At 63.0% G+C, this 21,321-nt stretch carries 19 protein-coding genes; 11 read left to right on the forward strand and 8 right to left on the reverse strand.

Features of this window, described 5'->3' with window-relative positions; translation table 11 throughout:
* Positions 1–8: 8 nt before the first annotated feature.
* From GR702_RS17180 to GR702_RS17190, 3 genes are all read right to left on the reverse strand, one after another.
* Positions 9–1,316: an OmpP1/FadL family transporter gene (locus GR702_RS17180; protein ID WP_036526777.1), complete on the reverse strand. Its 1,308-nt coding sequence runs from the start codon at positions 1,314–1,316 to the stop codon at positions 9–11.
* A 32-nt stretch (positions 1,317–1,348) separates the two neighbouring features.
* Positions 1,349–1,753 (reverse strand): DUF2147 domain-containing protein, encoded by a 405-nt coding sequence (locus GR702_RS17185; RefSeq protein WP_026109759.1) that lies wholly within the window; start codon positions 1,751–1,753, stop codon positions 1,349–1,351.
* Positions 1,754–1,964: 211 nt separating this feature from the next.
* Positions 1,965–2,609, reverse strand: a complete 645-nt coding sequence (locus tag GR702_RS17190; protein WP_026109760.1) for a DUF3422 family protein — start codon at positions 2,607–2,609, stop codon at positions 1,965–1,967.
* 282 nt (positions 2,610–2,891) lie between these two features.
* Here GR702_RS17190 and GR702_RS17195 point away from each other — a divergent pair, with 282 nt between their 5' ends.
* The 10 genes from GR702_RS17195 (at position 2,892) to GR702_RS17240 (ending at position 13,209) form a co-directional block, all read left to right on the forward strand.
* The gene (locus GR702_RS17195) at positions 2,892–4,028 is read left to right on the forward strand and encodes a thiolase family protein (RefSeq protein WP_066861522.1); all 1,137 of its coding nucleotides are present in this window, start codon (positions 2,892–2,894) and stop codon (positions 4,026–4,028) included.
* A complete protein-coding gene (locus tag GR702_RS17200; RefSeq protein WP_004206971.1) occupies positions 4,025–6,376 on the forward strand; it encodes a 3-hydroxyacyl-CoA dehydrogenase/enoyl-CoA hydratase family protein in 2,352 nt (783 codons plus the stop codon). Before GR702_RS17195 ends, GR702_RS17200 begins: the two co-directional genes overlap by 4 nt.
* A gap of 45 nt (positions 6,377–6,421) precedes the next feature.
* Positions 6,422–8,212, forward strand: coding sequence for an acyl-CoA dehydrogenase C-terminal domain-containing protein (locus tag GR702_RS17205; protein WP_004206973.1), 1,791 nt, complete (start codon positions 6,422–6,424; stop codon positions 8,210–8,212).
* Positions 8,209–9,117, forward strand: a complete 909-nt coding sequence (locus GR702_RS17210; protein WP_017503706.1) for an NAD(P)H-dependent flavin oxidoreductase — start codon at positions 8,209–8,211, stop codon at positions 9,115–9,117. The genes GR702_RS17205 and GR702_RS17210 overlap by 4 nt, the downstream gene beginning before the upstream one ends.
* Positions 9,118–9,126: 9 nt before the next feature.
* Entirely contained in the window at positions 9,127–9,870 is a 744-nt protein-coding gene (locus GR702_RS17215) for an electron transfer flavoprotein subunit beta/FixA family protein (protein WP_004206977.1), read from the forward strand.
* Between the two features lie 115 nt (positions 9,871–9,985).
* Complete coding sequence (locus GR702_RS17220; RefSeq protein ID WP_004206978.1) at positions 9,986–10,912, forward strand: electron transfer flavoprotein subunit alpha/FixB family protein; 927 nt, start codon at positions 9,986–9,988, stop codon at positions 10,910–10,912.
* A gap of 8 nt (positions 10,913–10,920) precedes the next feature.
* On the forward strand, positions 10,921–11,346 hold the full coding sequence (locus GR702_RS17225; protein ID WP_103096772.1) for a PaaI family thioesterase: 426 nt from the start codon (positions 10,921–10,923) through the stop codon (positions 11,344–11,346).
* A gap of 14 nt (positions 11,347–11,360) precedes the next feature.
* Positions 11,361–11,660: a polyhydroxyalkanoic acid system family protein gene (locus tag GR702_RS17230; RefSeq protein WP_004206980.1), complete on the forward strand. Its 300-nt coding sequence runs from the start codon at positions 11,361–11,363 to the stop codon at positions 11,658–11,660.
* Between the two features lie 102 nt (positions 11,661–11,762).
* Positions 11,763–12,002 (forward strand): acyl carrier protein, encoded by a 240-nt coding sequence (gene acpP / locus GR702_RS17235; RefSeq protein WP_004206981.1) that lies wholly within the window; start codon positions 11,763–11,765, stop codon positions 12,000–12,002.
* 328 nt (positions 12,003–12,330) lie between these two features.
* A complete protein-coding gene (locus tag GR702_RS17240; RefSeq protein ID WP_160986990.1) occupies positions 12,331–13,209 on the forward strand; it encodes an alpha/beta hydrolase family protein in 879 nt (292 codons plus the stop codon).
* Positions 13,210–13,372: 163 nt separating this feature from the next.
* Here the strand turns inward: GR702_RS17240 and GR702_RS17245 are convergent, their stop codons facing one another.
* The 4 genes from GR702_RS17245 to GR702_RS17260 are packed head-to-tail and all read right to left on the reverse strand — an operon-like array spanning position 13,373 to position 18,046.
* Positions 13,373–14,503: an ABC transporter permease gene (locus GR702_RS17245; protein WP_160986991.1), complete on the reverse strand. Its 1,131-nt coding sequence runs from the start codon at positions 14,501–14,503 to the stop codon at positions 13,373–13,375.
* Positions 14,500–15,663 carry an ABC transporter permease gene (locus GR702_RS17250; RefSeq protein WP_004206986.1) on the reverse strand — a complete coding sequence of 388 codons (1,164 nt, stop codon included), beginning with the start codon at positions 15,661–15,663 and terminating at the stop codon, positions 14,500–14,502. Before GR702_RS17250 ends, GR702_RS17245 begins: the two co-directional genes overlap by 4 nt.
* The gene (locus GR702_RS17255; protein WP_004206989.1) at positions 15,660–16,697 is read right to left on the reverse strand and encodes an HlyD family secretion protein; all 1,038 of its coding nucleotides are present in this window, start codon (positions 16,695–16,697) and stop codon (positions 15,660–15,662) included. Before GR702_RS17255 ends, GR702_RS17250 begins: the two co-directional genes overlap by 4 nt.
* Entirely contained in the window at positions 16,694–18,046 is a 1,353-nt protein-coding gene (locus GR702_RS17260) for a TolC family protein (protein ID WP_237449773.1), read from the reverse strand. Before GR702_RS17260 ends, GR702_RS17255 begins: the two co-directional genes overlap by 4 nt.
* A gap of 106 nt (positions 18,047–18,152) precedes the next feature.
* Here GR702_RS17260 and GR702_RS17265 point away from each other — a divergent pair, with 106 nt between their 5' ends.
* Positions 18,153–18,776 carry a TetR/AcrR family transcriptional regulator gene (locus GR702_RS17265; protein ID WP_025290597.1) on the forward strand — a complete coding sequence of 208 codons (624 nt, stop codon included), beginning with the start codon at positions 18,153–18,155 and terminating at the stop codon, positions 18,774–18,776.
* A 76-nt stretch (positions 18,777–18,852) separates the two neighbouring features.
* On the opposite strand, the gene GR702_RS17270 is transcribed toward GR702_RS17265, so the two are convergent.
* Positions 18,853–21,204, reverse strand: a complete 2,352-nt coding sequence (locus tag GR702_RS17270; RefSeq protein WP_103096773.1) for a helix-turn-helix transcriptional regulator — start codon at positions 21,202–21,204, stop codon at positions 18,853–18,855.
* Positions 21,205–21,321 lie beyond the last annotated feature (117 nt).

The raw sequence follows: 21,321 nt of genomic DNA on the forward strand, positions 1-21,321 counted from the left end.
CTCCAGCATCAGAAGTGGAAACGTCCGCCGAGTGACAGCACGACGGCGTGCGCGTCCTCGAGCTTGCCGTCCATCAGGATCGGCGTCTGCACGGCCGTGCCGGCATAGGCCGCTGTCGTGCGATCAATAGTCGTATCCTTGAACGTAATATACGCTGCGCCCGCATCGAGCGTGAACCGGGAAGACACGGCATAGCTTGTGCCGGCAGCGAAATTCCAACGGTTGCTGTCAGGCACTCGAGCGTCCCGATTGCCGTTGCGCGTCGGGGTCTGGGCGTGTTGAACGCCGGCACGAACGGTCCAGGCTGGTGTGACCGCGTAATCGATGCCGCCTGCGAAGCTCCAAGTGTCCCGGTAATTTTCCGGGATTGAAACGTTGAGCGGCGCGCCGAGCCGGATAGCGTCGAATTTCGACCAACCCATGCGGGTCACCTGACCGTTGAGGGTGACCTTGGGCGACACCGCCACGCGCGCTCCGAAGATCGCCTGCCAGGGGGTCTCGAACGTGGCGTTTGCATTCACTACGCTGTTTTGCCCGGCGAGCGGACCAAGAAGACCGGTCGTCGTCACCGAACCGTCGAGATTATGCTTCACGCTCGACTTGTAGCTGGCGCCCAGTTGCATGGGGCCGGCGCGATATTGCAGCCCGGCCGACCAGCCAAGATCCCAACCATTGCCTTTCAGCTCCTGGTGGCCGTCGGCGAGAAGAGGCGATAGGTTCGGCAGATAGTTGGACAATGATGCGTCGGCATATTCGATATTAAGCGCGGCGCCGATGCTGAGATTTGGCGTAACGAGGTAGGCGATCGATGGCTGGATGTCGTATGTTCGCAGCTTGGTCTTGTCGGCGCTATACCGTGCCCAGCTGTCGGCATCATAATTGGTTGTGAAGCTATAAGGGGAGGCGACGGTCAGCCCCAAAGCGAGCCGTGATGTCAGGCCGACGGCTATCGCGCCGGAGGGTAGTACGCCATTATTGATCGGATCACGAGAGCGTTGGCTCCCGCCTACAGCCGCAGCCGACTGCCCGGGACGGACAATGAGCGTGTTGACATTGTCAACCGACCCTTTGGGAAGGATTACGCTTACGGCCTGGTGGGCATCGACTCCTTCCATGCCTGCGATCGCAGCCGGATTCCACCAGAGGGACTGTACGCCCTGGTCGGCGACCTCGCCCGAAAAGGCTCGTCCGGCACCTCTGGACGATTGTTCCTGAAGGTAAAAGGCCTGCGCGCTCGCGGCTTGCGGCGCGAGCAATCCAGCCGCCACGGCCGATGTTGCGATCCCAACTTTCCAATTTTTGCCTGCCACGCCCATCTCCCCTTTCGTGATTGTCAAATTCCTCGTGCTTATCGGAGGCGCGTCCATGTCTGCGTCTTGCACAGGGGCCAGACGATGCAGCCCTTGAGGCGCAAATGATCCCGATCGGCTAACGTGACCGTCGCGCTGTATGTACCGCCATCCTCAGCGTTGTAGATGGAACCACCCGACCAACTGCCCGACTTCCACGTAAAACCCTGCAGAATCTGCAATCCACGAAGCGGACGACCGCGCAACGCAGCGGTCTTGTTCTTTTCGTCACGTAGTTCGGGGTTGGCTTTGATCCCGTCGGAACTGATCAAGGCACCGCAGATCGATTGCCCGCAGCGGGTGATTTCCACGACGCCATGACGGCTCTCGGTTTGCCAGCGACCGACAACGGTGTCGGCGGGCAATGCAGTGCTCGAAGCCAGTAGTGTCAGAATGATCGACATTGTTCCTCTCCGCGCGCCTTCAGGCGACCGTCTGTTTCACGTCTGGAGCCAATATGCGGCAAATCAGCGTCCCATAACCATCTCAATGACGTATAGGTAAGTCAATAGCTCAATGCGTCATCAAAATGCCTATTAGGTTGTGTGCGAATTGGAGGGGTCAGGCGCTGCTGGCCCCGTCGTCAGGGTTCGGGCGTGTTCGTGTGTGACGCCGTCAAGCTATTGATCTGTGCGTGCCTTCAAGCAAGGAAAGATTGCGATAATTGCCCAGTTCCTGAATGCGCTGGATGGAACGCGACACTTCGCCGTCAGCCGCCCCGTTCGCGGCAACGACCAGGCGCCCGTAGCCGCCGGCGTGAATGCGAAAGTCGCTCCAGATCCGGACGCTATCCCCGATGATGCAGGAGACGAGATGGCCCGGATGGAAGTCGGCCCGATCGACAACCGGCTCGGCGTAGCTATCGTTCGCCACAACGACGATGTGGGTTGCGCGGATGACCAGGCCCGGCAGCGTTTCCATCCACTGCAAGGTATCACTGAAGGGGCCGACGTCGGGAGCAGACCAGAACTGCGCGTCCGCGCTGACCGAGGTTGACGTTAGCGTCGTGGTGACCGCTTCACTGTGCCTTTCCCAGGCCAGCCGCCCGTTGGCGGACCACTCCGTTTCCAGGTGGCGCAGGTTGCGATCGAGTCCAGAGGCACATCGCTGCTGCAGGATCAGCCATTCCTTCTCCCGGTCATTCTCATCGACCAGGCGAACCGTCTGAAATGCCATGGCGGGCAATTCGAGTGCAGGAAAACGGCGCAGATGCATTTCGCCGACGATCTGACGCCGGAGGGGATGCTCAGAAAATCGCATGTGTGCGCCTTCGAAAACAGGTGCAGTGGCGCTTGGGGAGAGGCGCAGCCGTCGATAAGACGGGCGCGAGCATCATCGCCGGGATGAGAGTGCGCGGTTTTTCACTGGCGAGCATCCGTACGTTCCTCGGCCAAGACCTCCGATATCAAGCCTCCCGGGAACCGGTGCATGACGATTCCCTCGACGGCGTGAGAAGAGTGCCAAAGATTTTAGTTGACGTAAACGTCATTTCACGCACCATTAGGTAATCAGATGTCCGATTCCCTGGAGAGGCTATCATCGATGCGTAATGTGGTTGTTGCGGGCTATGCCCGGTCCCCCTTTCACCTGGCAGGCAAGGGCGCGCTGGCGCGCGTCCGCCCTGACGATCTGGCCGCTCAGGTCATTCGCGGACTGATTCAGCAGACCGGCGTGAAGGCCGAAGATATCGAGGATATCGTGCTGGGCTGCGCTTTTCCTGAAGGCGAGCAGGGCTTCAACATCGCGCGCCTTATCGGTCTTCTCGCCGACCTGCCGCTCTCTGTCGGCGGCATGACCGTTAATCGCTTCTGCGGATCGTCGATGAGCTCGGTCCACATCGCTGCGGGCCAGATTCAGCTTGGCGCCGGCGAGGCCTTCATCTGCGCGGGCGTGGAGTCGATGAGCCGCGTGCCGATGATGGGGTTCAATCCGCTGCCGAACCCCGAGCTCGCGAAGAAGAGCGCCGCCTATATGGGCATGGGCGACACGGCGGAGAATATCGCGACCAAATATCAGATCACCCGTGCCCAGCAGGAAGCCTTTGCGGTCGCCAGTCAGGACAAGGCGGCCGCGGCTATCGCGGCCGGCAAGCTCGAGGCCGAGATCGTGCCGATCACGACCAAGGCGGGCGTGGTCGACAAGGATGGCACGCCGCGTGCCGGCACGACGACGGAAACCCTCGCCGGGCTGAAGCCGGCCTTCAGCCAGGACGGCACGGTAACGGCGGGAACGTCCTCGCCGCTGACCGATGGCGCAAGCGCAATCCTGGTCACGAGCGAGGATTATGCGCGCGCGCATGGACTGCCGATCCTTGCCCGCATCAAGTCGGTTGCTGTCTCTGGCTGCCAGCCGGAGATCATGGGCATCGGACCGGTCGAGGCCTCGCGCAAGGCGCTGCAGCGGGCGGGGCTCAGTGTGGACCAGCTTGACGTTGTCGAGCTCAACGAAGCCTTTGCGAGCCAGTCACTGGCCTGCATCAGCGACCTGGGGCTTGACCAGTCGAAGGTCAATCTGGACGGCGGCGCCATCGCGATAGGCCACCCTCTGGGGGCGACCGGTGCGCGGATCGTGGGCAAGGCCGCGGCTCTGCTGAAGCGCGAAGGCGGCAGCTATGCGCTTGCCACCCAGTGCATCGGCGGCGGTCAGGGCATCGCCACCGTGCTGGAGGCGGCGGAATGAGCGAGCAGGCCATCAAGCCAGTCGGCGCCCCGCCGGAAACCATCAAAAAGGTCTGCGTGATCGGCGCAGGCGTCATGGGCGCCGGCATCGCAGCGCAGGTCGCCAATGCCGGCGTGCCGGTGCTGCTGCTCGATATCGTGCCCAAGGAGGGCGGCGATCGTGACGCCGTGGCGAAGGGTGCGGTCGCGAAGATGCTGAAGACCGATCCGGCGCCCTTCATGTCGAAGGCTGCGGCGAAGCTCGTTGAAACGGGCAATATCGACGACCATCTCGAGCGGGTGGCCGAATGCGACTGGATCGTCGAGGCGATCGTCGAACGGCTCGACATCAAACAGGCGCTCTACGCCAAGCTCGAGCAGCTCAAGCGTCCGGGCACGGCGGTATCGTCCAATACCTCGACGATTCCGCTTGGCCATCTGGTCGAGGGGCGGGACGATCAGTTCAAACAGGACTTCCTGATCACCCATTTCTTCAATCCGCCGCGCTACATGCGGCTCATCGAAATCGTGACCGGCCCCGACACTGATACGGCTGTGGCGAGGCGCGTCTCGGATTTCGTCGATCGAAAGCTCGGCAAGCGCATCGTGCCGGCGCGGGACACGCCGGGCTTCATCGCCAATCGCATCGGTACCTACTGGCTGGCCGTCGCGATCAATGCCGCGATGGACCAGGGGCTGACGGTGGAGGAAGCCGACCAGATCGGCGGAAAGCCGATGGGCGTGCCCAAGACCGGCATTTTCGGCCTTGTCGATCTCGTTGGCGTCGACCTCATGCCGCTGCTCACGAAGAGCCTGTCCTCGACGCTGCCGGCAGGTGACGCCTATTTCGACACGGTGAGGCCGATGCCGCTCGTCGACAGGATGATCGCAGAAGGCTTTACCGGGCGGAAGGGCAAGGGCGGTTTCTACGCGTTCGACAAGGCGACGAAGACCAAGAAAGCGCTCGATCTCGCGACCGGCGAATATCGCGTATCGGTGAAGCCGGCTTCCTTGCCGGGCCGGGCCGAGAAGGACCTGGCAGCATTGGTTGCTGCGCCCGGCAAGGTCGGCGCCTATGCCTGGGAAATTCTCGGCAAGGTTCTTTCCTATGCCGCGAGTCTGGTCGGTGAAGCTGCGGACAACATCGTCGGCATCGATGACGCGATGAAGCTCGGCTACAACTGGAAGTTCGGGCCGTTCGAACTGATCGATCGCCTTGGGCCGGGCAAGCTCGCCGAACGGCTGGCCGCCGAGGGGCGGGATGTTCCCGCGATCCTCAAGGTAGCCGGAGATCGGCCTTTCTACCGGGTGCAGGACGGCCGTCGGCAATATCTCGATGCCGCCGGCGACTATCATGATGTCGTGCGGCCCGAGGGCGTGCTGCTGCTGGAAGACATCAAGCTCCATAGCCAGCCGATCCTCAAAAATGGTTCGGCGGCACTCTGGGATGTCGGCGACGGCGTTGCCTGCCTTGAGTTCACCGGCAAGATGAACGCGCTCGACGGCGATGTGATGAAGCTGATCGGTCAGGCGATCCCGGTCGTGCAGGACAAGTTCAAGGCGCTCGTCGTCTATAATGAGGGCAGCAATTTCTCCGCCGGCGCCAATCTCGGTCTTGCTCTGTTCGCACTGAACATCGCGGCATGGGGCGAGATCGAAAAGCTCGTCGCGGGCGGGCAGCAGGCCTACAAGGCGCTCAAATATGCGCTGTTCCCGGTCGTGAGCGCTCCGGCCGGCATGGCATTGGGCGGCGGTTGCGAGATCCTGCTCAACAGTGATGCCGTGCAGGCCCATGCCGAAAGCTATGTGGGTCTGGTCGAGTGCGGCGTGGGTCTGATCCCTGGCTGGGGCGGATGCGGTGAAATGATCGATCGCTGGCGCTCCAGTCCCGGCATGCCCAAGGGGCCGATGCCGGCCGTAGCCAAGGTCTTCGAGACGGTATCGACAGCCACTGTGGCAAAGTCGGCCGCCGAGGCGAAGGAGCATGGCTTCCTGCGTCCCTCGGACGGCATTACGATGAACCGGGACCGTCTGCTGGCGGACGCCAAGGCGAAGGCACTGGAACTGGCCGACGGTTACAAACCGCCTGTGGCTCCGGAATTCCGCTTGCCTGGCGCGGGAGGCAAGTCCGCTCTTTCGATGGCTGTCGAAGGCTTCCAGGCCCGTGGCCTCGCCACATCTTACGATGGTGTCGTATCCGGCGCGCTCGCCGACGTCCTGACGGGCGGCGAGAAGGATCTCATCGACATCGTGACCGAAGAGGATCTGCTGGCGCTCGAGCGCAAGGCCTTCATGCAACTGGTGCGCGACCCGCGGACCCAGGCGCGCGTCGAGCAGATGCTCGTCACCGGCAAGCCGCTGCGTAACTGATTGGCGGCCGGCGGCCGGATGGCCGACCGGTCAGGAGATATAAATATGCAAGTCTATGACGCCCCGTTGCGCGACATGCGCTTCGTGCTCAACGAACTCCATGCCGATGACGGCTTCGGGGATATTCCCGCGCTGTCGGAGTTCACACCGGATCTGACCGATGCCATCCTCGAGGAGGCGGCGCGCTTCTGTCGCGACGTCCTGTTGCCGATCAACCGGTCGGGCGACGAGGAGGGGTGTCATCTGGAAAACGGCGTTGTGCGGACGCCGGCGGGGTTCGCGCAAGCCTATAAGCAGTTCGCCGAAGGTGGCTGGACCGCGCTCGCATCCGATCCGGAATGGGGTGGGCAGGGGCTGCCGGAAGCGGTCAACAAGCTGGTCGAGGAGATGATCTGCTCGTCCAACCTCTCCTTCGGCCTCTACCCGGGCCTCACCCATGGTGCCACCACTGCGATCGAGGGCCATGGCAGTGACGCGCTCAAGCAGGCCTACCTGCCCAAGATGGTGAGCGGCCAGTGGTCCGGCACGATGTGCCTGACCGAGCCTCATTGCGGTACCGATCTCGGGCTCCTGCGCAGCCGCGCGGTCCCGCAGGGCGATGGCAGCTACAAGGTCACCGGCTCCAAGATCTTCATCTCCGCCGGTGAGCATGACCTGACCGAGAATATCATCCATCTCGTGCTCGCCCGCCTGCCCGACGCCCCCAAGGGCGTGAAGGGCATCAGCTTGTTTCTCGTCCCCAAATATCTGCCCAGGGAGGACGGTACTCCCGGTCAATCGAACGGCGTCGCCTGCGCCGCGATCGAGCACAAGATGGGTCTCAAGGCGTCGGCGACGTGCCAGATGAACTTCGATGATTCGATCGGCTGGATCGTCGGTGAGCCTGGCAAGGGCATGGCCGCCATGTTCACGATGATGAACACGGAGCGTGTCTCCGTCGGCATCCAGGGCCTGGGTGTGGGCGAGGCGGCGTATCAGGCGGCGGCCTGGTATGCGAAAGATCGTATTCAGGGTCGGGCGCTCTCGGGACCCAAATATCCCGATCAGGCAGCCGATCCGATCATCGTTCACCCCGATGTTCGCCGCATGTTGATGACGATGCGGGCTTATAATGAGGGATGCCGGGCGCTCTCGGCCTGGGTCTCGCGCGCCCTGGACGCGGAAAAACATTCTCCCGAACCCGAAGTGCGCCAGCGTGCGAGTGACTTCATTGCGCTCATGACCCCCGTCGTCAAAGCGCTCTTCACCGACCTTGCGTTCGACAGCGCGAACCTTGCGGTCCAATGCTATGGTGGCCACGGCTACATCCGCGAAAGCGGCGTCGAGCAATATGCCCGTGATGCCCGGATCACCATGATCTATGAGGGGACGAACGGCGTTCAGGCGCTCGATCTCGTCGGCCGCAAGCTCGGCGCCCATATGGGCCGCTATCTGCGCAGCTTCTTCCATCCGGTGTCGGCTTTCATCGAGGAAAACAACGTCGACGGACCGATGAAGCCGATGATCGAGGCGCTCGCCAAGGCGTTCGGGGCGCTGCAGCTTTCGACGGCCACGGTCGCGCAGCGGGCGCTCAAGGATCCCGAAGAGGCGGGCGCGGCGTCGGCGGACTATCTGCGTCTGATGGGCCTGGTGGCCATGGGCTATTGCTTTGCCAAGGCGACCAAGATCGCAGGCTTGCAGCTCTTCTTCGGCAGCGAGGACAAGCGCTTCTACGATGCCAAGATCAAGACGGCGACGTTCTTCTTCGAGCGTATCCTGCCTCAGGCGACCGCCAGCTTCCTGGCGATCAAGGCGGGCAAGAAGTCGCTGATGGCGCTGGAAGACGACGTGTTTTGACGCTTCCGGCAAGCCTCGAAAAGCGGCTGGCCATTCCAGCCATCGTTGCGCCGATGTTCCTTGTGTCGGGACCGGACCTTGTCGTCAGTTGCTGCGAGGCGGGACTGCTTGGTACTTTCCCGGCGCTCAACCAGCGCACCAGTCAAGGTTTCGGTGAATGGCTGGATGAAATCGAGGAGCGGCTGGCTCCCATGCCGGGAGCGGCGCCCTTCGGCGTCAACCTCATCGTCCATAAGAGCAATCCGAGGCTCGACGCCGATCTGGAACTGATCGTTCGGCACCATGTGCCATTGGTCATCACCTCGCTCGGCGCCATCGCGGATCTTGTCCAGGTGGTTCAGGGCTATGGCGGGCTGGTCTTTCACGACGTGACGAACGTGCGTCATGCGGAAAAGGCGCTCGAAGCTGGCGTCGACGGTCTGATCGCGGTCGCTGCCGGCGCGGGGGGACATGCCGGCACGATGAGCCCGTTCGCACTGGTTGACGAGATACGGCGCTTCTTCCAGGGGCCGCTGGCGCTTTCCGGCGCCATCACGCGCGGCCACCAGATCGCGGCCGCGCAGATGATGGGGGCCGATCTTGCCTATATCGGATCCCACTTCATCGCGTCGGAAGAGAGTCTCGCCTCGCCGGCACAGAAAGACATGGTGATCGGGGCCGGACCAGCGGATATCGTCTATACGGACCGGGTCACCGGCGTCGGGGCCAATTTTCTCCGGCCCTCGCTGGAAGCCGCGACTCTCCCTGAGCCACATGGCGCGCTTTCGGTTTCGGAGGAGGCCAAGGCCTGGAAGACGATCTGGTCGGCAGGCCACGGTGTCGGCGCTACCACTGCCGTCCAACCGGCCCGATCCATCTGTGAGAGACTCATTGCCGAATATCAGGCGGCATTACAATCAGAGTAGGATTGATCCATGAAGGTGCTTGTGCCCGTCAAGCGGGTTATCGATTATAATGTGAAACCGCGCGTGAAGGCGGATGGGACGGGCGTCGATTTGGCGAACGTGAAGATGTCGATGAACCCGTTCGACGAGATCGCCGTCGAAGAGGCTATCCGCCTCAAGGAAAAGGGAGTCGCGACCGAAATCGTGGTGGTGTCGATCGGCGTCGCCAAGGCGCAGGAAACGCTGCGCACCGCGCTCGCCATGGGGGCCGACCGCGCGATCCTCGTCCAGACTGACGATGAGGTCGAGCCGCTCGCCGTCGCCAAGATCCTGAAGGCCATCGCCACCGAGGAGGCTCCGGGCCTGGTGATCCTCGGCAAGCAGGCCATCGACGATGATGCCAATCAGACCGGCCAGATGCTGGCAGCCCTTCTCGGTTGGGGGCAGGGCACATTCGCCAGCAAGGTCGAAGTATCGGGCGAGACTGTCGCGGTGACCCGTGAGGTGGATGGCGGTCTGGAGACCGTAAGCCTCAAACTGCCGGCGATCGTGACGACCGATCTGCGTCTCAACGAACCGCGCTATGCGAGCCTGCCCAATATCATGAAGGCCAAATCCAAGCCGCTGGCGACGAAGACGCCGGCCGATCTCGGTGTTGAGATCGCCTCGCGCCTCAAGACGCTCAAGGTGACCGAACCCCCCAAGCGCTCGGCGGGCATCAAGGTGGCCGACGTCGATGAATTGGTCGCCAGGCTCAAGGAAATGGCGATTTGATAAACTTTCAAACGCGCCGAACTTGCCGAACCTCTCCCATGCAAGTGACGGCGCACCCCGCTTCATCCTGTGCGCACAGAGATGAAGCGGGGGCGGATTTCTCGGAGAATAAGTTATGAATACGCTCGTCTGGGTTGAACATGACAATGCGTCGGTCAAGGATGCGACGCTATCGGCCGTCACCGCCGCTGCCAAACTTGGTGAGGTCCATCTGCTGGTTGCCGGTGCGGGCATCGGCGGCGTGGCCGAGGCTGCTGCGAAGGTCGCGGGTGTCGCCAAAGTCGTAACGTTCGACGATGCGGCGTTCAAACACGCTTTGCCCGAGAATGTCGCGCCGGCCGTCGCGGACCTGATGCGCGGCTATGACGCGTTCGTGGCGCCTTCCACTTCGAATGGCAAGAACATCGCGCCGCGCGTGGCGGCCTTGCTTGATGTGATGCAGGTCAGCGACATCCTGTCGGTGGAAAGCGCTGACACGTTCACGCGTCCCATCTACGCGGGAAATGCGATCGCGACGGTCCAGTCGTCTGATGCAAAGAAGGTTATCACGGTGCGTGGCACAGCCTTCGAGAAGGCGGCCCGCGAGGGTGGCTCGGCCAGTATCGAGGCTGCGACGGGCACGGATGCGGGACTTTCCAGCTTCGTGGGTGCCGAGATCGCCCAGTCCGAGCGCCCGGAACTCACCTCGGCCAAAATCATCGTCTCGGGCGGGCGAGCGCTGGGCTCGGCCGGGCAGTTTCATGGCGTGATCGATCCGCTGGCCGACAAGCTGGGCGCGGGTGTGGGCGCAAGCCGCGCGGCGGTCGATGCTGGCTATGCGCCCAACGATTTTCAGGTCGGCCAGACCGGCAAGATCGTGGCGCCGGAAGTCTATGTCGCCGTCGGCATATCGGGTGCGATTCAGCACCTTGCTGGCATGAAGGATAGCAAGACCATCATCGCGATCAACAAGGATGAGGACGCGCCCATCTTCCAGGTCGCCGATATCGGCCTGGTCGGCGACCTCTTCAAGATCGTTCCTGAACTGACCGAAAAGCTTTGAGGTAAGCGATGACCGGTCTGGAAGAGATCGAACAGTTTATGGCGGCCGGCACCCGGCCGCCCATGATGGACCTGTTCGACATCGATCTGCTTGAGGCGGAGGAGGGGAAGGTCGTCTTTGTCGCGACGCCCACCTCGCAGACCTACAATTTCATGGGCATCGCCCATGGTGGCTATGCCGCGACGCTGCTGGATTCGGCCTGCGGCATCGCGGCGAACTCCGCGGCCCAAGTGCCCATCAACTGCGTCACGCTCGAACTCAAGGTCGCCTATCATGCGCCCTTGACCGACAGGGTCGGGATGGTCCGTGCAATCGGCCAGGTGGTGTCGATGGGCAAGAGGGTGGCGCATACCGAGGCGCGTCTGATCGACATGGCCGGCAAACTCTATGCCTCCGCGACATCGACCTTGCTGCTCGTCGATCGGACGGCCTGAACAGGAAAGAAGATATGGAAGTCGTTATCCCGCACAGCCTTGGTAAAATCGAAGCGAAGAGCAGGATCGAGGCCGGCCTGCCCAAGCTGGCAGCGCATATCCCGGGAGGCGGTTCGCTCAGTTCCGAGTGGGTATCGGACTACGCACTACACTTGGTCATCGGGGCGATGGGGCAGAATATCCCGGTGCAACTCGACATTGAGGATAGCGAGATTCGCGGCGACGTCAGCGTACCGCTGTTCCTCAAAATGATGTCAGGACAGATTTCGGATTTTGTGAAAACGAGCGCCGAGAAAATGCTCAGCAAGGCATGATGAATTTACTGGCCGCAGGACAATATCGTTGCTCTGCGATGATTGAGTTTACGAGAATCTGCCCTGTTTCCTAGCCGATAGTGTCCGCGCGAGGGCTTTGTGATGGAAGAAATCGCTCCCCGAGTTTTCAGGATCATTAGCCGTCAGCTCGGCGTCTATCCGGATCAGATTGCCCTTGCTTCGTCTTTCTACGATGACATCGGCGTGGATAGTCTCGATGTGCTGGAAGTTGTGATGGCGCTTGAAGACGAATTCGGACTCACTATCCCGGATGAAGCCGCCGGTGAGGTCAAAACAGTAGAGGATGCGGTCAAGCTGGTCGAAGCATGGATAGCCAAGTGAGATAAAACCCACGATCCTCTGAAACCGCAATTCACGACGACAATGAAATCTAGACAGCTCTTTGGTCGCCTGACGTATCACTTCCATGATCAAGGCTACCGTGATCGCGCATAGCCGCCATATGCTTTGCGCCAGAAACGGGATTTCATCTATCGCTTTGCCCACTCGATGACGGAATGGTGTTTCCGAAAAGAATATAGCGAACCATGTTATCTAATGACGAATCGCTGTCTTCTCACATTTGACGAACTGGCTGGTAACGTCGGAGCGGGAAGATGCATGAAAGAGGTAGATCATGCGATACCGTTCATTAGGCCTGGCTACAGTCTTGATTGTCACGAGCACCGCTTGGGCGCAGACGCCGTCGGATAACCAACATGCGCTGATCGGACCGCCCCAACTCCACGCCCTTCCCGTCACCGCTCCGACGCTCGTCGAGGCCTATGGTCCTGATCCTCTGCAGATCGGTGAACTGCGCTTGCCTGCAGGTCCTGGCCCGTTTCCCGTCGTCATGGTCATTCACGGTGGCTGCTGGACCAAAGGCTATGAGACACTGGCAGGCACGGCGCCGTTGGCGAGCGCCTTGACGGACAAGGGCGTGGCGACATGGAATATAGAGTATCGACAGGTTGGTGACACCCGCGGCGGGTGGCCTGGGACCTTCCAGGATTGGGGAGCGGCGCTCGATCACTTGAGGGTGCTGGCACGAACCCAGCCTCTGGACCTGAAGCATGTGGTGACGGTGGGACATTCGGCCGGCGCCCACGCTGCCCTGTGGCTGGCGGCCCGTCCCAGATTGCCTGCCGACAGCGAGGTCCGCGGCGCTGATCCACTGAAGGTTTCCGCCGCGGTCGCCATCGACGGCCCAGGCGACCTGCGAACCCTGTACGGGTTCGACAAGGATATTTGCGGCCGCCCGATCTTCGTCAACCTGTTCGGGGGCGCTCCTGACGCACAGGCGGGCCGCTACCGTCAGGCAAATCCGATCGAATGGCTGCCTCTGGCCGTGCCTCAATTCATGGTCGCTTCCGTCGTGCTGGAGCCTTCAGCCGCGCAAGCCTATGCAGCAGCCGCACAGTCGGCCGGCGATAAGGCGACGGTGATCACCCTGGAGAATGCGGGCCACTTCAACATGCTTTCGCCTGCGGACCCCACCTGGGCGCCGGTAGAGGCCGCGATCCTCGCGGCGGCGAAAGCAGAGCAATAGTCGAGGCAGCCTCCGGTTTATCCCCATCTCGGTGATCTCTATCTGATGAAGCCCTGCAGAGGTCCGCTTCGAACACCTCCCCCTGGGTTGCGCCAAGGTCGCGTCGGCCGGGGCGAGAGGGTTGCACTTGGGGTGCCCCTGACGATCTCGTTCCATTGAGGCGTCAGTCAGGCTTGAGAGGCTGAAGGTCCGGCGCGGAAATCTTCGTGAAGCGCCACCAGGCCAGGCCTCCGTAGACCAGAATGAGGATGGCGAGGTTGAGCACCTCCCGCGTCTGCTCGGCAAGGCTCGCGCCCATCTGATTGAGCCCGACCATGAGATGAATGCCCGCGGTGGTTGGCAGGAGGCGCGCGAGGAGCGCCAGCCAGGCCGGCGTCGCCTCCGCCGGCCAGGAGAGACCCGCGAGGAAGAAGATGGCGAGCGACGTGCCCATCCACAGTTGCAGGGGTCGTTCCCGTGTCCGGAAGAGGCTGGCCAGCGCAAGCGCCGCCGCCACAGTCGCGCCCACGAACAAACTGCCGCCCACGATCAAGGCGCCAGGAGAGCCGGCGGCGCGGGGATAGTCCTGAAACCAGAACACAAAACCCGCATAATAGGCCACGTCGGCCCAGCCGATCACGAAGAAGGCCAGGGCAATTCCGATAAGGGTGCGCGAGGGCAGACGAAAGCGTCCCAGTGTCTCGCGCAGGGTGGCGGCGAGCATCGTCAGGCCCATCAGCAGGGTCTGGTGAATGATGAGGAAGCCGACCCCGGGGAACACCGTGCTGCCATAGCCTTCGCGCGTGTTGAACAGCGGGCGCTGAACGAGCGACAGGGCAGGGCGGGCGGGTGCGCCCTGCGCCATGGCCTGATCGCTCGCCGCCTCGCCGGCGATCGGGGTGACCGCCAGGCCGATGCCTGACAGCGCCGTGCTGCTGCGCAGCAGATAGGCGCCGTTGCCGTAGAGCGCGACCGTGCCCTGGGCGCCGTTCAGAATATGTCGCTCGAACCCCTCGGGGATGATGACCACGGCCCCTGCGCCGGTCGTCTCGAGCCAGAGCCGGGCGGCTCCTGGAGAGGCCGGGCGCGCGGCAAGATCGGCCTGCTGGAGCGCTGCGATCCGGCGCACGAGACTGCGGCTTGCGCCGCTGTCGTCGAGATCGACGACGGCCACCGGAATGCGGACCGCGACCTCCCCGGAATAGGCTGAAGGGTAGAAGAAGGAATAGAGGATCGTCGACACGACGATCAGCATGAAGGCGGAGCGGTCGGAGAGAACGGCGCGGAAGGTAGCGAGGAAGGCGCGGCCGATCATCGTCGTCCCCAGACCTCCGGGCTCATCCGCGCCGAGACATAGCGCGGCAGCCCGGCGCCCGAGCCGACGACGAGAAAGGCAAACAGCGCCAGGATCGATCCAAGAGATGCGAGCACGGGTGCGCCGATCATCCATTGCTCCGCGACCAGCCGCGCGAAGCGGGTAAAAGGCAGCAGCGCGCTCCATAGCCGGGCGAAGGCGGAGGCCGACTCGATCGGGAAGATCGCCCCGGCGAAGGCGAAGGAAGCGCCCGCATAGAGGGCGGTCATCGACAGCGCCTGCCCCATGGAAAGGGTGGCCCCGACGATGAACAAGGCCATGCCCGCATAGGCGAGATAGAGGGCGAGATAGCCGCCCATCAGCATCGCCACGCTCCCTTGCACGGGCCAGCCCCGGTAGACCGCGAGATAGCCGGTCGCAAGCGCCCCCCAGAGCAGGAAGATGAGGATATAGGGCGCGATCTTGCCGGCGACGGCGGCGACCGCCTCGCCTCGAGGCCCTGCAAGCCATGCTCCGATGGTCCCGTCCCGCAGCTCGCGACCGAGCGCGCTCACGACCGCGATCATGAACAGCAGGTGCAGGAGTGCGGGGTGGATCAGGGCGACGAGTTGCAGCTCGTAACTGGCCTGCGGGTTGTAGAGGATCCGGCTCTGCACGCTCACCGGCTGCGGCCGCACACGCGCGGGACCGGCGATCGCGGCGCTTTGCTCCCCGGCCAAGGCCTTTGCGTGGGCCTGGACCACGGTGCCGACTTCACGCAACACCGAACCCGAGGGCGTGGAATAGCTCGCATTGTAGAAGAGGAGGATCTTGCCGGTCTCGCCGCGCAGCACGGTGCGCTCGAGATCACGCGGGATCAGGACCACGGCATAGGCGGCGTTGGAGCGGACCAGATGCTCGGCCTGTGCCATGTCCGGTGGCCGCGCCGCGACCTTGAGCCCGGGTGACGCCTCCAGCTTGCGGGTGAGGTCGCGCGCGACGCCGCCGCCGTCCTCGTCGACCACGACGATCGGCAGGTTCCGCATGACGCCTGCCGACAACTGGACCGCGACGATCGCCAGCAGCAGCAGAGGCAGCCAGGTGACCAGCGCCAGATCCCAGACGCTGCCGCGCAGGAAGGCGGTTTCGCGCCGGGCGCTATCGACGAAGGCCCGGATCATTGCGGCCAGTCGAACAGGACCGTCATGCCGGGGCGCAGCCCATCGACCCGCGACACGGGCGACAGGCGCACGTCAAAGCTCTTCACGTCAAAGCCGCTCGACTGGCGGGTCGCGCGCCATGTCGCGAAATCGCCGGCGGGCGCGATGTAGAAGACCCGAAACTGGGCGCAACGATCGCCGAGCGCAGGTATGCGGCCGGTCAGGACCCGTCCCCGGCGGATCGCACTGAACTGATCTTCTCTCAGGGTGAGCGTCACCCAGGGATGATCGATGTCGGTCAGGACGAAGACGGGAAATCCCTGCGGCACGAGTTCGCCCGACTGCGCCAGCCTGCGTCCGATCTCACCGTCCGACGGCGCGAACACCCGGGTTTCCTTCTCGGCCGCCTCGACTTCGGCCAGGGCGCCGCGCGCCTGGCGCACCTGTCCGCTCGCGGCCTGCCGATCCTGTCGCCGCGCCCCGGCCAGCGCCAGATCATATTGCGCGCGCGCCGCTCGGGCCGCTTCATTGGAGGCCAGGGCGTTTGCGCGGCTCTCGTCGCGTTTCTGCCCCGCCAGCACACCCTGTTCAAAGAGGCGCTCGGTGCGCTGATAGGTGGTCTGGGCGAGGTCCGCCGCCGCCTGCGCGCGTCGCCACTGGGCCTCGGCAGCCCGGATATCCTCCGGCCGTGCGCCTTCATCGGCCTTGTCCGCATTCGCCTGCGCGGCGGCGAGCGCGCCGCCGGCCTGTTCGGAGCGGGCTTCGACCTCGGGACTGTCGAGCGTATAGAGCAGCTGTCCCGTCTTCACCGGCTGGCCTTCCTCGACATGAAAGGCCGTGATCCGAGCCGAGACCTTGCTCGTGATCCGCAGTTCGCGGGCCTCGACCATGCCCTGGAGCTGATCGGGAACCGGGCGATAGGCCAGCCAGAGACCGAGGCCGAGAATGACCACGACGAGGAAAGCAATGAGCGGCAGCAACTTGCGCTTCCGCCCGGTCGGAACCGGCGGAGCCGTCTCGTCCGGGGTGACCAGGGTTTCCGATGTGGCGGTCATGGCGTGACCCTTTCACCCTGGTCGATATAGTCCGGCAATGTGGCGATCTGACCGCTGACGTGGAGAAGCTGGGCGAGCGCGACAACGAAATCATATCCGGCCTGGGCGCGCTGGATCCGGGAGCGGGCAAGACCGAGCTGCGCATCGATCACGTCGAGCGAGGTTGTCTGCTGCTCCTGATAGCCGAGGGTCTGGACCCGCAGATTCTCCTGCGCCGCAGTGATGGCCGTGTCGGTCAGCTCAAACCGCCGTCGCGCGGCTTCCGCATCGTTCCAGGACCGCGTGACGCCGATTTCGATCTGGGTGCGGGCTTCGCGCAGGCCCGCATTGGCTTGCGTCACCGTTTCCCGCGCGGCCTGCACCGCTTGCGAGCGGCCCACACCGGAGAAGAGCGTGTAGCGCAGCCCGACGCCCACCGACCAGTCGGGATCGGTCAACAGCGTGTCGCGCCGATCGAAATTATACTGGGCGAAGCCATAGATCGTAGGCCGGAGCTTGGCGCGCTGAAGGGCCACCCCCGCTTCAGCCTGGTCTTCCAGCGCGCCGAGCCGATCCAGTTGGGGATGGGCGCGCAGGGCCGCGTCCACATAGGTGTCGAGCGAACGGAGCGGCTGACGGATCACGAAGATCGGGGAGACGGGATCGACGCCGGACGGCGCCCGCAGCGCGCCGGCAAGCGCTACCTGCGCACTCGCGAGATCGGCCTGCGCCTTTTCCAGTTCGCGCGCGGCGTCGTCGCGCGCTACCTGCGCCTGGAGGCGTTGGGCCCGGCTTATGAACCCTTCCTGTTCGAGCTTGAGGGCGTCCGCGACATGCCGCTCTAATCCCGCAAGCGCATCACGGCGAACATCGCGCACGCGCTCGAGCAACTGCTGGCCGAAATAGAGCTGGGTCATCTGCAACAGACCGTTGTCGATGACGATCTGGCGTTCGGCGCGCGACTGTCCCAGTTGCGCCGCGGCGCCCGCCTGGGCGGCGGGAATCTGGCCGCCGGAATAGAGCGGCAGCGTCGCCGTCACGATCGGCCGGGTGCTGGTGCGCTCGATCTCGAAGCGCAGGGGGTCAGAGATGGAATAATCCTGGGCCACGTCCGCCAGCGGGCCGAGCGGCAGATAGAGGGTTTTCTGATAGCGGATCATCTGTCCTTCGAACTCGACGGTCGGACGCCGCAACGTGCTCGTGGAGCCTTTCTGGGCCTCCTTGCTGCGCACATCGGCGTCGGCGCCCTGGATCGCGTCCGACCGCTCGAGCAGCCTCGCCTGGGCGCTTCGATAATCGAGATCAAGCCTGTCGATCGTTTGCGCCTGCGCGCCCTGACAGACCGCAGTCGCCAGCGCGGCAACCAGCATCGAACATCGCAAGGTCATGAAGAACGTCTCCTGCTCCCGCACGGTAACGTTGACATCCAACCGACTCAATACATATTTGTATCGAAATGCTCCCGCCCGTGATCCCGTGAGCCGCCGCCCGGCACGAACGCGCCCGACCCGGGCGCAGACCCGGGAGCGCATCCTGGATGGCGCTCTCGAGGCCTTCGCCGAACGTGGCTTCCATGGCTCCACCCAGGAAGATATTTGCGAGCGCGTCGGTCTGAGCCGGGGGGCCTATAATTCCAGCTTCCGATCCAAGGACGAATTGTTCTTCGCCCTCTATGACCGGGTGATCGAGCGCTTGCAGTCGAGGCTGGAGGAGGCGACCGCTTGCGCCCTGTCCATGCCCGGCTCGACGGCCGACAATTTCCTCAAGGCCTTTATCGCCAGCTATCCGTTCGATCGGGACTGGTATCTGCTCCAGGCCGAGTTCGGCCTCTATGCCTTGCGCCATCCTGCCATGGCGAGCCACTATGCCGAACGGCAAGGACGGATCCTCGCCATCATCGAGGGCGCGCTCGCCGACATCCTTCGCGAGGACTCCCGCATCGTTGCCCGGGGCCTCCCGCGCATCGCGCGACTGATCCTGGCTGTCCACGAGGGAAGCATGTTCCAGGGCCTGCTCGAACCGCACGAGGTCGCAAGCGGAGAGCTTCTGGACTTTCTCGTGGATCTCATGCTGGCGAGGGCGGCAACGAGAGTCGACTAAGAATGGATTGCTGATCTTGCCTTGCGGGAGGCCGCGCAACAGCATGCCTGCCTCTATTTGTGACGTGGGAGATCGTTTAGTGAAGGAGACCGCGCTGTATCGCCGTGGCGACGGCCTGGGTGCGCCTGTTGACAGCGAGACACTTGAAGATCGCGCGAAAATGCCATTTTACGCCATCTTCGCCGATACCCAATATGTTGGCGATCTCCGCGCTCGTAAGACCATCCCGCGCCAGGCCGAGGATATGGAGTTGGCGGCGAGACAGGTCGGATCCTTCGGTATGTTGTGAACTCGGCAAGTGATGTTGTGCTGCGGACCGATCAAACCTCGCCTTTACGGCCCATCCCGCGTGAATATGCTCCAGGATATTCCGGAACTCCCGCGCTGTTTCCTTCAGTCCTGTGCTGTCGCGAATTTCCGAGGCCTCTTCCGCTGACCGTATGGAAAGTTGCAGCGCCTCTTTACGTAGATGCAGCACCGAACGCAGCATGAGGGTTTTGAGTATGATATGTTGCCATCCTGCCCTGCGGATGCGGGCCAGGATACGGTCCGTCAATTGGCGCGCGAGGTGATCCTTCCCGTCGGCAAGCGCCCGCGTCGCAGACAGAAGCATGCACTCGACGTCCGCAATGGCGAGGTGAGCCGAAGTGATGGCGTCGTTCCTGGGAATATTGGGGATGGTGACCGATCGACCCGACGCGATTTCATGTTCCGCAGTCAGGATATCGGCCATGAGTTGCAGTCGCGGCATGTGGTCGCGTACGGCTTTCACGTTCAGTTCGGTCAGGATTTTTTCGCAGAGGTCCGCATCTCCGGCCAGACGAGCGGCCCGTAATATGGCCCGTGCCGTATGAATGCGGACGTCGACGATCTGGTCGCAGAAAAGCAACGGCCATTCCAGTTCTGCCAGAGGCACGCCGCTTTCGGCCAGCACAGCGAGGCGCAATGTTTTCAGCGTCTGCTCGGCGACCGGGGAGACCATATCCGTCAGATGCGCGTCGATCCTATTTCGTGCGGGAATGATCTGCCCCTGCGTCAGCAGGAGCAGCACTTCGGCAATCTTTGCCCAGTCGCGGGAAAAGCCCTGATCGGCCAGGGCACAGGCTTGATCCAGTAGGGGACGTAGTGCCGCGAACTCGGCCGCGTTCGACTGGCTCGCCACGATGCTCGCGAGGCAGGCCAGGGCGGAGGCCTTCATCATCGGATTTTCCCGGGCGTGCAGCTCGAGCCATTGCCGGCAGAGCATTTCCGCCCGGACGACATCGTCCCTCAGCGCCGCTGTCGTCGCACCGAGCAGCGTCAGCAATTCCTCATGCGCATCCGTGCGTGACAGCAACTTCAAAAGGTGCGTCGCCCCTGCATGCTGCTGCTGGAAGGAAAGGGCCCATATCTTTCCCAGGCCAGCCATGGGATTGGTCAGCAACGCTGTGTCGGGCACGCCCTCGAGCCAATGGGCCAACTCATCGATACGGCCTTGTCGCAGGGCGACATCCATGACGATCTCACCGCCCAGCCCCCGCGCCCAGGCCGGATCGCCGGCCCGCAGCGAAAGCGCTATCGTTTGCGCTGGCCGGCCGGCGCGCCAGTGATGAAAAGCCGCACGTTTTAGAAGATGGCTTGGAGAGGAACGAAGCTGCGACTGTCCGCTCAAGGCAAGATGGTGTCGCAGCGCCGGATTGAGCGCAAACATTCCGTCACTGTCCGGCCTCAATAGGAGGCATTCGCGTTGCGCACGTGCGATCCATTGCGCGCCGTCGTGGACGCGCAGGGCAAAATCGTGGCTTTCGGCATCGAGGGGAGCGATTAATGCCGCCTTTTTCAGCCATGTGCGCAGAGCGGGCGATAAGGGCGCCAACACCATCTGATCGAGATAACAGATGATCTCGGGCCATAAATGCAGTGGCTGCATCCGGTAGGATACACGGCCCGCGATGCGGCACAATGCGGGCCAACCCTGTGTGTCCGATATGATCCGGTCGAGGGCTGAAGGGACCCGGATCAATTCCTTCAGATCCTGGGCGCGGCAGGCCAGGGCATCGGGGCCGACTTCCTGCCAGTCAGCGTTGAGGACGCCAAATCCCCAGGGGGCGGAGGTTGCAAGGACCGCTCGCCAATCATCGGGAAGAGCATCCATCATGTCTCTTGTCAGCGTTTCGAGATGCGGCGCTTCCTGAACATCATCGAGGCAAATAATCCCGGGCCTGTCCTGATGCCATATCCATTGGAGAATGGACTCGATGTCCGCGGCGGTTCCGGCCTGAAAGGCGAGGCGACGCAGGGTGCCCTTCTTTGTGTCGTCGCTTGCAAGACTTGCCCAAAGCGCCGGGCGACCAGTGTCCGCCGCCTCCTTCCAACCGGCCGCGAGCGTCGCCGATTTGCCGTAGCCGCAAGGTGCGCGCAGCAGGCTGACGCGCGCGGTCAATTCCACACGGCGAAGTGCCGTTTCCGCCAGTCGCGAAAGCAGCGTTGGAGTCCATTCGGTTCCCAGGCATGTCGGGTCGATACTACATGTTCGTGTAGTTCCTTATTGCTTTTGCGCTCGTAA

Source organism: Novosphingobium silvae (genome assembly GCF_009856825.1).
In the GTDB taxonomy this organism is placed as follows: Bacteria; Pseudomonadota; Alphaproteobacteria; order Sphingomonadales; family Sphingomonadaceae; genus Novosphingobium; species Novosphingobium silvae.

Coding starts and splice junctions, on each gene's coding strand:
- GR702_RS17180 (WP_036526777.1), bottom strand. CDS start 1,316: ATGGGCGTGGCAGGCAAAAATTGGAAAGTTGGGATCGCAACATCGGCC.
- GR702_RS17225 (WP_103096772.1), top strand. CDS start 10,921: ATGACCGGTCTGGAAGAGATCGAACAGTTTATGGCGGCCGGCACCCGG.
- GR702_RS17250 (WP_004206986.1), bottom strand. CDS start 15,663: ATGATCCGGGCCTTCGTCGATAGCGCCCGGCGCGAAACCGCCTTCCTG.
- GR702_RS17205 (WP_004206973.1), top strand. CDS start 6,422: ATGCAAGTCTATGACGCCCCGTTGCGCGACATGCGCTTCGTGCTCAAC.
- GR702_RS17215 (WP_004206977.1), top strand. CDS start 9,127: ATGAAGGTGCTTGTGCCCGTCAAGCGGGTTATCGATTATAATGTGAAA.
- GR702_RS17190 (WP_026109760.1), bottom strand. CDS start 2,609: ATGCGATTTTCTGAGCATCCCCTCCGGCGTCAGATCGTCGGCGAAATG.
- GR702_RS17185 (WP_026109759.1), bottom strand. CDS start 1,753: ATGTCGATCATTCTGACACTACTGGCTTCGAGCACTGCATTGCCCGCC.
- GR702_RS17220 (WP_004206978.1), top strand. CDS start 9,986: ATGAATACGCTCGTCTGGGTTGAACATGACAATGCGTCGGTCAAGGAT.
- GR702_RS17255 (WP_004206989.1), bottom strand. CDS start 16,697: ATGACCGCCACATCGGAAACCCTGGTCACCCCGGACGAGACGGCTCCG.
- GR702_RS17195 (WP_066861522.1), top strand. CDS start 2,892: ATGCGTAATGTGGTTGTTGCGGGCTATGCCCGGTCCCCCTTTCACCTG.
- GR702_RS17260 (WP_237449773.1), bottom strand. CDS start 18,046: ATGCTGGTTGCCGCGCTGGCGACTGCGGTCTGTCAGGGCGCGCAGGCG.
- GR702_RS17200 (WP_004206971.1), top strand. CDS start 4,025: ATGAGCGAGCAGGCCATCAAGCCAGTCGGCGCCCCGCCGGAAACCATC.
- acpP (WP_004206981.1), top strand. CDS start 11,763: ATGGAAGAAATCGCTCCCCGAGTTTTCAGGATCATTAGCCGTCAGCTC.
- GR702_RS17230 (WP_004206980.1), top strand. CDS start 11,361: ATGGAAGTCGTTATCCCGCACAGCCTTGGTAAAATCGAAGCGAAGAGC.
- GR702_RS17245 (WP_160986991.1), bottom strand. CDS start 14,503: ATGATCGGCCGCGCCTTCCTCGCTACCTTCCGCGCCGTTCTCTCCGAC.